Genomic DNA, 13,829 nt, shown 5'->3' with positions numbered 1-13,829 from the left:
GGCGCCGTGACCGGCCCGCCGCGGGCGGCACTCCATGAGATTCCCTGAGATTACCGGAGCGCCGCGGAGAAGCACGCGGGACAATGACGGTATGCCACTGTCACGTGCGGCCCTCCGCCGCTCCTACCAGGGCGCCGTCCTGCTGAGCGTGCTGGCGATCGCCCCGCTGACCTGGGCATGGCTGGCCAGTGCCGGGCACCGGACCGTCGCGGACTCCTCCCCGGACTGGGTCGCCGGGGTCCCGGAGGCCCCGGCGGCGCTGGTCCTGGGCGCGGCGGCCTTCGGCGGGCACCCCTCCCCCATGCTGGCCAGGCGGCTGGACATCTCCGCCGAGCTTTACCGGACGGGCAGGGTGAGGGCTCTGCTGCTCTCGGGCGACAACGGCCGGCCCGGCTACGACGAGCCCACCGCCATGCGCGACTACCTGCTCGCCCGCGGCGTCCCCGGCACCGCACTCGTGCTGGACTACGCGGGCTTCGACACGTGGGACTCGTGCGTGCGGGCCCGCGACGTGTTCGGGGCCACCCGGATCACCGTGGTCACCCAGGTCTTCCACCTGCCCAGGGCGGTCGCGCTGTGCCGTACGGCGGGCCTGGAGGCGTTCGGCGTCGGCGACGACTCGGCCGCGCGGTGGCCGTCCACCACCTACGGCTACGCGGCCCGGGAGTTCCTCGCCTCGGCGAAGGGCGTCCTGGACTCGGTGGTTCTCGACTCCTCCCCCGTCTTCCCCGGACCGCGCGAGACCAGCCTGGACGCGGCGCTCCGCCCCTCGGCCCGTCCGGCCGCCGACTCCGCCCCCCGCCATCCGGAGCGGACGCCTCATCCGGGCAGCGGGTAGGGGCCCGGCGGTGACGGGGGATGCGGGCCGGACTCCGGCGGGAACGGGGGCGGGGGGAGGTGACCGGGCGGAACGTTCCCGCCGGGTGCCTGCCGCGACGCCGGGAACGCCGCGCGCGCGGCGGCCATGCACCGCAGCAGTGCCCCCTGCTCCTCGTTGAACGTGCGTTCGTCGATCACACCGCGCCTGGCCCGCTCGTGGAGCAGGCCGAGCTCGGTGGCCGCGAGCTGGTAGTCGCTCATCGCCCGCAGGCCGGGCTTGCCGCCGTTCGTCCTGGCCCACTGCCTGGCCTGACGGCGGCCGGGCAGCGAGGAGAGCATGTAGACGTCGTAGGGGGTGACCAGCCCGGTCGCCCGGTAGGCCGGCAGGTAGGTGTGGATCAGGCCGACGATCCGGGTGCGGTCCCGGAAGACGATCCAGATCAGCACGATCAGCACGGCCATCAGCAGCAGGTAGGCGACGACCAGGCCGCCGAGGCCGACGTAGGACGCGAACCCGTTCCAGATCCCGTGCAGCAGCATCGCGCCGATCCAGCCCGCCGCGATCACGAAGACCCGCACCGGCCCCTGGCGCTGCGCGGCGTAGGCCACCGCGACACCGATCATCGAGGTGAACAGCGGGTGCGCGAACGGCGACAGGATCCCGCGGAGCACGACGGTCACCGCCAGGCCTTGGGCCCCCGTGTCGTGCAGGGCCGCCACGTAGTAGCTGACGTTCTCACTCATCGCGAAGCCGAGGCCGACCATGCCGGCGTAGATGATGCCGTCGGTGGGCCCGTCGAGCTCGGTCCGCCTGAACCTGAGCAGGCCCAGCAGGACCAGCCCCTTCATCGTCTCCTCGACCACCGGGGCGCCGAAGGTGGCGGCGATGTTGCGCGCGGTGTCGTAGCCCAGCCGGGCGGTGTTCTCGATGTAGACCAGGTTGAAGGAGTTGACGAGGCCCGCGACCAGCACAGCCACTCCGGCGCCCCAGGCGAACGCGAAGATCAGATTGCTCCGCGGCTCGGGCTCCATCCGGTCCAGCGCCAGCACCGCCGCCAGCAGCACGGGGACCGGCGCCAGGGCGAGGGCCAGCGCGATGAAGAAGTACACCGGGTCGCCGTTGAACAGGTCGAAGGAGAACGACGCCAGCGCGCAGAGGCCGGCCAGGACAAGTCCGGCGATCAGCGCGACGGACGGGCGGTCCCTCAAGACCCAGCGGGGATCACGGCTCGCCATGTGGTAACCGTAACCGATCAACCACGACGTGTCCCGTCCCATTCTGTGTCAGGCCGCACCCGGCCACCAGACCATATTCACCGACATAACGGCATAAAAACGGTGAGGACGCCTCGGGGTCGTTCATGAGGGCGCGCACGGCGGAGGGAGGGGGCTCAGACGAGCATGGAGTCGACGGCGACGGCGAGGAAGAGCAGCGCCAGATAGGCGTTGGACCAGTGGAAGAAGCGCATCGGGCGCAGGTCGACCCCGGTCTTGCCGGCGTTGACGCGGCCGAGGAGGCGGTAGACCTCCCACAGGCAGGCGGCGCCGAGGACGAGGGCCACGGCCGGATAGAGCAGCGTGGTCCCGGCGACCGGCCAGAGCAGCAGCGAGCAGAGCACGGTGGCCCAGGTGTAGACGATGCTCTCCAGCACCACGCGGCGCTCGGTGGCCACCACCGGGAGCATGGGGATCTTCGCCGCCGCGTAGTCGTCCCGGTAGCGCATGGCGAGAGTCCAGGTGTGCGGCGGCGTCCAGAAGAACACCACCCCGAAGAGCACCACCGGCGCCCAGGCGAGACTCCCGGTGACGCCGGCCCAGCCGATCAGCACCGGCATGCAGCCCGCGATGCCACCCCAGACCACGTTCTGCGAGGTCCGCCGCTTCAGGATCATCGAGTAGACGAGCACGTAGAAGAGGTTCGCGGCCAGTGACAGCCAGGCGGCGAGCCAGTTCACGGTCAGCCCGAGGCCAAGGGTCGACAGCACGCCGAGGAGCACGCCGAAGATCAGCGCGTTGGCCGGCGGGACCTGGTCGCGGGCCAGCGGGCGGCGCCGGGTACGGCGCATCGCGGCGTCGATGTCGCGGTCGATGTAGCAGTTCAGCGCGTTCGCGCTGCCCGCCGAGAGGGTGCCGAACACCAGGGTGCAGACGGCGATCCCCAGCGGGGGCAGGCCACGGGCGGCCAGGAACATCACCGGCAGCGTGGTGATCAGCAGCAGTTCGATGATCCGCGGCTTGGTGAGGGCGACGTATGCCTTCACGACGTCGCCGAACGAGCGCGGAGCGGCGATGTCCGCCGTACCCGTCTCGGACAGGGCCGTCGATTGCTTGTCGGTCAGCACCATTAAGGCGCTTCCAGCACGTGCGGGGTCAACGCGTAACCTCTGATTAGAGCGGATCCGTGATGCGGGCACCGGCCCAGCCTTGAGGATCCAACTCTAGTTGCTGGGGTGGCCGGTTCCCGCATGGGGTGAGGAAGCGATGTGGCATGACCCTTTCAGGGGTTACGTCCGGGCTGTTCATGACTCCTGCGGACCCGCCCCCTGCCAGCCTACGCAACGGTAGCGAGGCCGAACCGTTAGGGTCCGGTGTGGGCGGGAAAAGCCAAACCGGCGCCACCATCACACGACTAGATCCGGAGATCGAGCACTTGAGCAGCGAACTCGTGCCAGCCCTCGAATGGAGCGACCTCGACCGTCGGGCGGTCGATGCCGTGCGGGCACTGGCAATGGACGCGGTAGAGAAGGCGGGGTCGGGTCACCCCGGCACCGCGATGAGCCTGGCGCCGGCCGCCTATCTGCTTTTTCAGCGAATGTTGCGCCACGACCCGTCCGACCCCTCGTGGGTGGGCCGGGATAGGTTCGTCCTTTCGGCCGGGCACACCAGCCTGACCCTCTACATCCAGCTCTTCCTGTCGGGGTACGGCCTGTCTCTGGACGACCTGAAGAGCCTGCGCCAGTGGGACAGCCTGACCCCCGGGCACCCCGAGCACGGCCACACCGCCGGTGTCGAGACCACCACCGGCCCGCTCGGGCAGGGCCTCGGCAACGCGGTCGGCATGGCCATGGCCGCCCGCCGCGAGCGCGGGCTGTTCGACCCCGAGGCCGCCCAGGGCGCCAGCCCCTTCGACCACACGATCTGGTGCATCGCCTCCGAGGGCGACATCGAGGAGGGCATCAGCCACGAGGTCAGCGCCCTCGCCGGCCACCAGAGGCTGGGCAACCTGGTCGTCGTCTTCGACAGCAACCACATCTCGATCGAGGACGACACCCAGATCGCGCTGAGCGAGGACATCACCAAGCGCTACGAGGCGTACGGCTGGCACGTCCAGACCGTCGACTGGACCCGCGGCGGTGAGTACGCCGAGGACGTCGAGGCGCTGCACCAGGCCATGGAGGCCGCCCGTGCCGAGACCGGCAGGCCCTCGTTCATCCGCCTGCGCACCGTCATCGGCTGGCCGGCGCCGAACAAGCAGAACACCGGCAAGATCCACGGCTCGGCCCTGGGCGCCGACGAGGTGGCCGCCACCAAGGTGGCCATGGGCCAGGACCCGGCCAAGACCTTCGACGTCCCCGCCGAGGTGCTGGAGCACGCCCGCGGCGTCGTGGAGCGCTCGCGCGCCGCCCGCGCCGAGTGGGACAAGGCCTTCGCGAGCTGGCGTGCCGCCAACCCCGAGCGCGCCGCGGAGTTCGACCGCATCTCCGTCCGGCTCCTGCCGCCCGGCTGGACCGAGGCGCTGCCGACCTTCGAGCCTGGCTCCTCCATGGCCACCCGCAAGGCCTCCGGCGAGGTGCTCAACAGCCTGGCGCCCGTGCTGCCCGAGCTGTGGGGCGGCTCGGCCGACCTGGCCGACTCCAACAACACCACGATGAAGGGCGAGCCGTCCTTCATCCCCGAGGAGTACCAGACCAAGGAGTTCCCCGGGAACCGCTACGGCCGGACTCTGCACTTCGGCATCCGCGAGCACGGCATGGGCGCCATACTCAACGGCATCGCACTGCACAACGGCACCCGCCCCTACGGCGGCACGTTCCTGGTCTTCAGCGACTACATGCGCCCCGCCGTACGGCTCGCGGCGCTGATGAGGCTGCCGGTCACCTACGTGTGGACCCACGACTCCATCGGCCTGGGCGAGGACGGCCCGACCCACCAGCCGGTCGAGCACCTGTGGGCGCTGCGCGCCATCCCGGGCCTCGACGTGGTGCGCCCGGCCGACGCCAACGAGACGGCCGCCGCGTGGCGGACCGTGCTTGAGCACGCCGACCGCCCGGCCGCGCTGGCGCTGACCCGGCAGAACGTCCCGGTCTACGAGGGCACCGGGGACGCGGCGAAGGTCGCCCGCGGCGCCTACGTCCTGCGGGACGCCTCCACCGGGCAGCCCGAGGTGATCCTGATCGGCACCGGCTCCGAGGTTCAGCTGGCCGTCGAGGCCCGCCGCCTGCTGGAGGAGGAGGGCATCCCGACCCGGGTCGTGTCGATGCCGTGCGTGGAGTGGTTCCACGCCCAGGACGCCGCCTACCGGCAGACGGTGCTGCCCTCCGCGGTCCGCGCGCGGGTCGCCGTGGAGGCGGGAATCGCACTGGGCTGGCGAGAGTTCGTAGGAGATGACGGGGAGGTCGTAAGCCTGGAACACTTCGGTGCCTCAGCCCCTTACCAGACCCTTTTTGACCAGTTCGGCCTCACCGCCGAGCGGGTGGCCACCGCCGCCAGGGCGAGCCTTGCCCGGATCGGGGCCGACAAGGGCGAGACGACGGGAAACTGATCATGAGTGAGATCCTGAGAAGTCTTTCCAATCAGGGCGTCTCCATATGGCTGGACGACATCAGCCGGGAGCGCCTGCGCAGTGGAAACCTGGAGACGCTGATCCGCGGCAGGCACGTGGTCGGCGTGACCTCCAACCCGACCATCTTCGCCTCGGCGCTGAGCAGGGGCGACGCCTACCACGCGCAGCTCCACGACCTGGCCGTGCGCCAGGTGGGGGTCGAGGAGGCGGTGCGCGCCATCACCACCTACGACATCCGCTGGGCCGCCGACGTGCTCAGACCGGTCTACGAGGCCACCGGCGGCGTGGACGGCCGGGTCTCGATCGAGGTGGACCCGCGTCTGGCCGGGAGCACCGACAAGACCGTCGCCGAGGCGCGCGCGCTGTGGTGGATGGTCGACCGGCCCAACCTGTTCATCAAGATCCCCGCCACGGTCGAGGGCCTGCCCGCGATCACCCAGGCGATCTCCGAGGGCATCAGCGTCAACGTCACGCTGATCTTCTCCCTGGAGCGCTACCGCGCCGTGATGGACGCCTGGCTGACGGGCCTGGAGCGGGCGAGGTCCGGCGGGCTGAACCTGGCCGGCATCGAGTCGGTGGCCTCCTTCTTCGTCAGCCGGGTGGACACCGAGATCGACAGGCGGCTGGACAAGATCGGCACCCCCGAGGCCGGGGCGCTCAAGGGCAAGGCCGCGATCGCCAACGCCCGTCTCGCCTTCGCCGCCTACGAGGACATGGTCGACTCCCCGCGCTGGCAGGCGCTGAGCGCGGCCGGAGCCCGCCCGCAGCGCCCGCTGTGGGCCTCCACCGGCACCAAGGACCCGAGCTACCCCGACACCCTCTACGTGGACGAACTGGTCACGGCCGGCACGGTCAACACGATGCCGGAGAAGACCCTCGACGCCACCGCCAACCACGGCCGCCTCACCGGCGACACCGTCCGGCCCCGCTACGAGGAGGCCTGGAACACCATGGCCGCCCTCAAGGAGGCCGGCATCGACTACGACGACGTGGTGCGGGTCCTGGAGGAGGAGGGCGTGCAGAAGTTCGAGGCCTCCTGGAACGAGCTGCTGGCCACCGTCTCCTCCGAGCTACGGAAGGCGTGAACCGCATGTCGGTGTCCGTGACGTTCAGCGAGGAGAGACCTGCCGAGCAGGCCGCGGAGACGGCCGCGCGGCTCGCCTCCGAGGGGGTTCCCGAGGCCCTGGCGGGCGGCGATCCCACCCTGTGGGGCCCGGAGGCCGAGCCCGAGGCCGCGATCCGCCTCGGCTGGCTCACCCTCCCGCTGACCAGCAGGGAGCTGCTGCCGGAGATCGGGAGGCTGGTGGAGCGGGCACGGGCCGAGGGGCTGGACCACGTGGTCCTGGCGGGCATGGGAGGCTCCTCGCTCGCCCCCGAGGTCATCACCGCCACCGCCGACGTCCCGCTGACCGTGCTCGACACCACCGACCCCGCCCAGGTGCGCCGGGCGCTGAACGACCGGCTGGACCGCACGATCCTGGTGGTCGCCAGCAAGAGCGGCGGCACGGTGGAGACCGACAGTCACCGGCGGATCTACGAGAAGGCGTTCCGCGACGCGGGGATCGATCCGGCCGGCCGGATCGTCGTGGTCACCGACCCCGGCTCCCCGCTGGAGCGGCTGGCGGTCGAGGCCGGCTACCCGGTGATCCTGGCCGACCCCGGCGTGGGCGGCCGCTACAGCGCCCTGTCGGCGTTCGGCCTGGTGCCCAGCGCGCTGGCCGGGGCCGACGTGGAGAGGCTGCTCGACGACGCCGCCGCCGTACGGCCCCTGCTGGCGCGGGCCGAGGGCAACCCGGGCCTGGAGCTGGGCGCCGCCCTGGGCGCCGCCGCGCTCTCCGGGCGCGACAAGCTCATCCTGGAGGACAGCCTCTCGGAGATCAACGGCCTGCCCGACTGGATCGAGCAGCTGATCGCCGAGTCCACCGGCAAGGACGGCAAGGGCATCCTGCCGGTCGTCGGCGCCGACCCCGGCGACGCCGGCGACGAACTGGTCGCCGGGATCGACTCCGATGGCGCGCTGACCGTCGGCGGCCCGCTGGGCGGGCAGTTCCTCGTGTGGGAGTACGCCACCGCGATCGCGGGGCGGGTGCTCGGCATCGACCCCTTCAACCAGCCGAACGTGGCCGAGTCCAAGGAGAACACCGCCAGGCTGCTGGCCGTGGAGGAGCTGCCCGTCGGCACGCCGATCCTGGTCGACGGCCCGGTCGAGGTGTACGGCGAGCCGGGTGGCGGCCGGGCCCCCAAGGACCTGCCGGAGGTCCTCACCCGGCTGCTGGAGTCCGTCCCCTCGCGCGGCTACCTCGCGGTCATGGCCTATCTCGACAGGGACGCGGCGTTCGACGCCCCCGGCCTTGAGCTTGAGGGGGCGTCGTTCGAGCAGATGACCGAGGCCTGGAGGGCGGCCGACCCGGCCACGCTGCGCGCGGAGCTCGCGGCGCGGACCGACCGGCCGGTCACCTTCGGATGGGGCCCCCGGTTCCTGCACTCCACCGGTCAATATCACAAGGGCGGTCCACAGAACGGCGTGTTCCTGCTGATCACGGGAGCGGTCGAGGACGACGTCGAGGTGCCAGGCAAGCCGTACACCCTGGGCCGGCTCCAGCTCGCGCAGGCCCTGGGAGACCAGGACGCGCTGGCCGGGCGGGGACGTCCCACCGTACGGCTGCACCTGACCGATCGGGTCGCCGGGGTCACACGTCTGCTTGAGGCCGCGCGGGAGGTCTGAATGAGCGATCAGCGATCCGAGGCGCACACCGTGGCCCCTCACCCCGAAGGCGGGCGTGACGGGCACCGGAGCGGCGACGGGACGCGCGCCGACGAGTCGGCGGCGGCGGCCTCGGCCGTCGCGACCGCGGCCACCACCGAGGAGGTGGTGGCCGCCAACCCGCTGCGCGATCCGCGGGACAAGCGGCTGCCGCGTGTGGCGGGGCCGTGCGTGCTGGTGCTGTTCGGCGTGACGGGCGACCTGGCCCGCAAGAAGCTGTTGCCGGCGATCTACGACCTGGCCAACCGGGGGCTGCTGCCCCCGGGGTTCTCCCTGGTCGGCTTCGCCCGCCGCGACTGGCAGGACCAGGATTTCGCGCAGGTCACCCATGACGCCGTCAAGGAGTACGCGCGGACGCCGTTCCGCGAGGAGGTCTGGAAGCAGCTGTCGGAGGGCATCTTCTTCTGCCCGGGCGAGTTCACCGACGACGGCGCGTTCGACGCACTGGCCGCCATGCTCAAGGAGATCGACCAGAACCGGGGCACCGGCGGCAACTACTGCTTCTACCTGTCGGTGCCGCCGAAGTTCTTCCCGGTCGTGGTCGAGCAGCTCAAGCGGACCAACCTGTCGGGCGGCCCCGAGGGCTCCTGGCGCCGGGTGGTGATCGAGAAGCCCTTCGGGCGCGACCTGAAGAGCGCCCAGGAGCTCAACGCGATCACCAGCGCGGTCTTCCCGGAGAGCTCGGTCTTCCGCATCGACCACTATCTGGGCAAGGAGACCGTCCAGAACATCCTGGCGCTGCGGTTCGCCAACAACCTGTTCGAACCGATCTGGAACCGGAGCTACGTCGACCACGTCCAGATCACGATGGCCGAGGACATCGGCATCGGCGGGCGGGCCGGATACTACGACGGCATCGGCGCGGCCCGCGACGTGATCCAGAACCACCTGCTCCAGCTGCTGGCTCTGGTGGCGATGGAGGACCCCACCTCCTTCGAGGCCAACTCGCTGCGCCGGGAGAAGGAGAAGGTCCTCAAGGCGGTGCGGCTGCCGGCCGACCTGAAGCTCTCCACCGCCCGCGGCCGCTACGGACCGGGCTGGCAGGGCGGCGAGCCGGTCATCGGCTACACCCAGGAGGACGGCATCTCGGCGGACTCCACCACCGAGACCTACGCCGCCGTCAAGCTGGAGATCGCCAACCGGCGCTGGGCGGGGGTCCCGTTCTACCTCCGCACCGGCAAACGGCTGAGCCGCCGGGTGACCGAGGTCGCCGTGATGTTCCAGCGCGCGCCACACCTGCCGTTCAGCAAGGACGACACCGAAATACTGGGACAGAACGCCCTGGTCATCCGGGTCCAGCCGGACGAGGGGATCACCGTGCTCTTCGGCTCCAAGGTGCCCGGCACCGCGATGGAGGTCAGGAACGTCTCGATGGACTTCGCCTACGGCGAGTCGTTCATGGAGTCCTCCCCGGAGGCCTACGAGCGGCTGCTGCTGGACGTGCTGATCGGTGACCCGCCGCTCTTCCCGCACCAGCGCGAGGTCGAGCTGTCGTGGAAGATCCTCGACCCGATCGAGGAGTTCTGGGCCACCCAGGGCCCACCGGAGGAGTATCCGGCGGGCACCTGGGGCCCGGTCTCGGCCGACGAGATGATGGACCGCGACGGACGCGCCTGGAGGAGGCTTTAGATGACGAGCTTCATGCTCACCGGCACGAACGCGTCGAAGATCTCCTCCCAGCTCACCCAGCTCCGGCACCAGATGGGTACCCCGGCGGTCGGCATGGTGCTGACCCTGGTGATCGTCTCCGACGAGAGCAACCAGTACGACGCGGTCCGGGCGGCGACCGAGGCGGCCAGGGAGCACCCCTCCCGGATCCTCGTCGTCATCCCGCGCGACGCGCAGGAGCCGAACCGCCTCGACGCCGAGATCCGGTTCGGCGAGTCCACCCCGGGCGAGGTGATCCTGCTCCGCCTGTACGGCGAGCTCACCGAGCACGCCGACTCGGTGATCAGTCCGCTGCTGCTCACCGACACCCCGGTGGTGGTCTGGTGGCCGGGCGACTGCCCGGACAGACCCGCCGCGGACTCCGTCGGCATGCTCGCCCAGCGCCGCATCGTCGACGCGCGCTCGGCGGCCGACTCGGTGAAGGCGATCACCAGCCGGATCCGCGGCTACGTGCCCGGCGACACCGACCTGGCCTGGACCCGGCTGACGTCGTGGCGGAGCCTGCTGGCCGCCGCGTTCGACCAACCGGCGGGCAAGGTCAGAAGGGGCGTGGTGGAGGCCGTGCCGGGTCACGCCAGTGCCCTGCTGCTGGCGGCCTGGCTGGGCGAGCGCCTCGACGCCCCGATAAAGGTCGTCGAGTCCGCCGGTCCCGGCCTGACCGCGGTCAGACTGTCCACCGCCGACGGCGACATCTCCATCACCCGCGGCGACGCCCATCTGGCCACGCTGTCGCGCCCCGGCCAGCCGGACCGCCGGGTGGCACTGACCCGGCGCCCGATGTCGGAGCTCCTCGCCGAGGAACTGCGCCGCCTGGACCCCGACGAGATCTACGAGGCGGCGATCCGGCGGATCTCCGGGACCCACAGGGCCTGACCCGAGCAGACGCCCCGCGGTCCGCCGCGGGGCGCTCTGCCCGTCGCAGGACTCGTCCGAGAACTCATCGCACGATCGTTGAGAGAGAGGCCCCGTGAGCGTTCCCACTGTGATCGTCCACCGCGACGCCGACGTGCTCGCCAAGGCCGCCGCCGCCAGGGTGATCACCCGAGCCGTCGACGCCCAGTCGGGCAAGGGCTCGGCCTCGCTGGTGCTGACCGGCGGCGGCGTCGGCATCGCCACCCTGGCCGAGGTCGCCGCCAGCCCCGCCCGCGACGCGGTCGACTGGCGGAACCTGGACATCTGGTGGGGGGATGAGCGCTTCCTGCCCTCCGGCCACCCCGAACGCAACGAGACCGGTGCCCGCGGGGCCCTGCTCGACCACGTCGAGGTGGACCCCGCCCGCGTCCACGCGATGCGCGGCCCCGACTCGGGCATGACCGCCGAGGAGTCGGCCGACGCCTACGCCGAGGAGCTCCGCCGGGCCTCACGCCCCGAGGACCACAGCCCGGCCCCCTCGTTCGACGTCCTGATGCTCGGCATGGGCCCGGACGGCCACGTGGCGTCGCTCTTCCCCGGCATGCCGGCGCTCTACGACACGCGCCCGGTGGCCGCGGTACACGGCGCCCCCAAGCCGCCGCCCACCCGGATCACCCTGACGCTGCCGATCATCCAGAACGCGCGCGAGGTGTGGGTGATCGCCGCCGGGGAGGAGAAGGCCGGGGCCGTACGGCTGGCCCTGTCGGGCTCGGGGCCGATGCAGGTCCCGGCGGCGGGCGCCCGAGGCCGCCAGCGGACGCTGTTCCTGCTGGACAAGGCCGCCGCCTCCAAGATCCCCCCTGCGCTGAGCCGCATCTCCTCACCCTGATCCCCCGTTTTCCGAAAAGCCCGGTGAACAGCGGCCCCGTTCGCCGGGCTTTTTCGAGTAGGACGTTGAGGGTGTTGCGGGCTTAACGGGATTCCATACCGAATATCACTCCCCCTTACCCAGCAACCTGCCGCATAGTGGGTTCAAGCACCTCGACACCCCTCATGGAGGCCCCTGTGTTCGAGCGCTTCACCGACCCTGCCCGCCGCGTCGTGGTCCTGGCCCAGGAGGAGGCGCGGCGGCTCAACCACACCTACATCGGCACCGAACATCTTCTGCTCGGCCTGACCGGCGAGGAGGACGGCATCGCGGGCCGTGTCCTGCGGACCTTCGGCGTCGGCGGCGAGCAGGCGCGCACCGACGTCGAGGAGATCATCGGCCGGGGAGACAAGGCGCCGATAGGCCACATCCCGTTCACCCCCCGGGCCAAGAAGGTGCTGGAGCTGTCCCTGCGGGAGGCGCTCAACCTGCACCACACCTACATCGGCACCGAGCACATCCTGCTCGGCCTGATCCGGGAGGGCCAGGGGGTCGCGGCCCAGGTGCTCGTCAAACGAGGCGCGCGACCGGAGGCCGTACGCGCGCAGGTGGTCACGCTGCTCGGGCGGCGCGGCTCCGACCGCTTCCCGGCCATGGACGAGTCCTACCCGACGGGGGCGACGTCCTTGGTGAGGCTGGACCGCATCCAGGAGAGCCTGGACCGGATCGAGCGCCGGCTGGACGCCCTGGGCGCGCCACCGGACGCGGCCGCGGACCCGGCGCATCCGGACACAGCGGGCTCGGACACGGTGAATCCGGGTACGGCGGATCCGGACTCCCGGGGCCCCGCCGCGGCCCCGGGCGGCTGAGCGGATCCGAGCCGTACCGGCGGGGCCGTGGGCGGGGGTCAGATCGGAGTGGCCGCCGCCGGCACGCCCACCGCCAGCCTGGCCTCCACCACGCCGGGGTCCTCACTGCGGGCCAGGTTCGCGCCCAGCGAGACCAGGAGCCGGCGCATGCGCACGTTGTCGGAGAGCAGGGTGGCCCGGACCTCGGCGAAGCCCAGATCGCGCGCCTCGGCGACGACCATCCTGGCCAGTGCCGCGCCCAGCCCTCTGCCCTGCCAGCGATCCTCGACGAGAAAGGCCATCTCGGCGATGCCGGGGTCGGGAGTGAACATCAGGCTGGCCAGGGCGATCACCTGCCCGTCGCGCCCGGCGACCAGCGAGTGGCCGCGGGTACGGTCGCAGAGCCGGTCGAAGGCGCGGGGCGGCAGCACGGGCATCGCGGTGAAGTAGCGGAACCTGTGGGTCTCGGGCGAGCAGCGGTCGTGCAGGTCGCGGACCGCCTCGCGGTAGAGCCGGGTGAGCGGGCCGATCCGGGTCTCGGCGCCGTCGGACAGCCTGACGAGCCGCTCGCCGCCGGCCGGTTGCCGGACGACGGGCTGGGCCAGCCGTACGAAGGAGGCGGCACGGGCGGCCTCGGTCAGGGTGAAGGGCAGGCCGGTCCGGCGGAGCCGGACGGCCCGGCGCGGGGCCACCGGCACGATCAGCAGTGTCGGATCCGGAAGGTCGCTCATGTCGCAACCGTAGACCCAGCGGGAGTCGTCGGCCCGCAACAGCTCTCCCAGCAGTCCGGGCAGCCGCCAGGGTGTCGCGCGGAGCCGGGAGGCGAGCAGGAGGGCGCGGGTGGGCTCGTCGGTCAGCTCGTGGGCGGTGGCGGCGACGACCTGGACCCGGCGTCCGCCGGCCGCCTCCAGCGCCTCGCGCACCGCCTCGGGGCCCGCGGGGATGTCGGCCACGAACTCGTCCACGGTGCCGTCCGTGTCGGGCTGGACGCTCAGGCCCAGGATGTTGCCGCCCTTCTCCGCGAGCGCGGCGGCCAGTGAGGCGAGCCGTCCCGGCCGCTCGTCAACCGTAGTACGAATCCTCATGAACCCCATCAGAACGCTCCCTCCGTCGGGCACAGCCTGGCGCACCCCTGTTACGGGGCCGCTACGCGCGGATGAGGTCGGCGTTACGTTGAAGAAGATCACCGGCAATGCGATTGCACAACGATTTCCGTTGCAAGGTGCG

General features: G+C 71.5%; 11 protein-coding genes. 8 read left to right on the top strand and 3 right to left on the bottom strand.

Annotated features, from left to right (window positions below):
* The first annotated feature begins 91 nt into the window (after positions 1–91).
* Positions 92–838 carry a SanA/YdcF family protein gene (locus tag ACWEF2_RS16460; RefSeq protein WP_453815988.1) on the top strand — a complete coding sequence of 249 codons (747 nt, stop codon included), beginning with the start codon at positions 92–94 and terminating at the stop codon, positions 836–838.
* Here the strand turns inward: ACWEF2_RS16460 and ACWEF2_RS16455 are convergent.
* On the bottom strand, positions 820–2,055 hold the full coding sequence (locus ACWEF2_RS16455; RefSeq protein WP_453815986.1) for a PrsW family intramembrane metalloprotease: 1,236 nt from the start codon (positions 2,053–2,055) through the stop codon (positions 820–822). The genes ACWEF2_RS16460 and ACWEF2_RS16455 overlap by 19 nt on opposite strands.
* Positions 2,056–2,210: 155 nt before the next feature.
* A complete protein-coding gene (locus tag ACWEF2_RS16450) occupies positions 2,211–3,164 on the bottom strand; it encodes a heme o synthase (RefSeq protein ID WP_453815984.1) in 954 nt (317 codons plus the stop codon).
* Positions 3,165–3,547: 383 nt separating this feature from the next.
* Between ACWEF2_RS16450 and tkt the strand changes: the two genes are divergently transcribed.
* The 7 genes from tkt to ACWEF2_RS16415 all read left to right on the top strand — a co-directional run bounded on the left by tkt (position 3,548) and on the right by ACWEF2_RS16415 (position 12,623).
* On the top strand, positions 3,548–5,581 hold the full coding sequence (tkt, locus tag ACWEF2_RS16445) for a transketolase (RefSeq protein ID WP_453816152.1): 2,034 nt from the start codon (positions 3,548–3,550) through the stop codon (positions 5,579–5,581).
* A gap of 2 nt (positions 5,582–5,583) precedes the next feature.
* On the top strand, positions 5,584–6,687 hold the full coding sequence (tal, locus tag ACWEF2_RS16440) for a transaldolase (RefSeq protein ID WP_453815982.1): 1,104 nt from the start codon (positions 5,584–5,586) through the stop codon (positions 6,685–6,687).
* A 5-nt stretch (positions 6,688–6,692) separates the two neighbouring features.
* Positions 6,693–8,327, top strand: coding sequence for a glucose-6-phosphate isomerase (locus ACWEF2_RS16435; RefSeq protein ID WP_453815980.1), 1,635 nt, complete (start codon positions 6,693–6,695; stop codon positions 8,325–8,327).
* The gene (gene zwf, locus ACWEF2_RS16430; protein WP_453815978.1) at positions 8,328–9,995 is read left to right on the top strand and encodes a glucose-6-phosphate dehydrogenase; all 1,668 of its coding nucleotides are present in this window, start codon (positions 8,328–8,330) and stop codon (positions 9,993–9,995) included. It abuts the gene before it with no gap.
* On the top strand, positions 9,996–10,907 hold the full coding sequence (locus ACWEF2_RS16425; RefSeq protein ID WP_453815976.1) for a glucose-6-phosphate dehydrogenase assembly protein OpcA: 912 nt from the start codon (positions 9,996–9,998) through the stop codon (positions 10,905–10,907). It abuts the gene before it with no gap.
* 94 nt (positions 10,908–11,001) lie between these two features.
* Positions 11,002–11,775 (top strand): 6-phosphogluconolactonase, encoded by a 774-nt coding sequence (gene pgl / locus ACWEF2_RS16420; RefSeq protein ID WP_453815974.1) that lies wholly within the window; start codon positions 11,002–11,004, stop codon positions 11,773–11,775.
* Positions 11,776–11,951: 176 nt separating this feature from the next.
* The gene (locus ACWEF2_RS16415; protein ID WP_453815972.1) at positions 11,952–12,623 is read left to right on the top strand and encodes a Clp protease N-terminal domain-containing protein; all 672 of its coding nucleotides are present in this window, start codon (positions 11,952–11,954) and stop codon (positions 12,621–12,623) included.
* Between the two features lie 38 nt (positions 12,624–12,661).
* On the opposite strand, the gene ACWEF2_RS16410 is transcribed toward ACWEF2_RS16415, so the two are convergent.
* Positions 12,662–13,687, bottom strand: a complete 1,026-nt coding sequence (locus tag ACWEF2_RS16410; protein WP_453815970.1) for an N-acetyltransferase family protein — start codon at positions 13,685–13,687, stop codon at positions 12,662–12,664.
* Positions 13,688–13,829 lie beyond the last annotated feature (142 nt).

Source organism: Streptosporangium sp. NPDC004631 (assembly GCF_053601935.1).
This window is presented reverse-complemented; position numbering and strand designations above follow the sequence as displayed.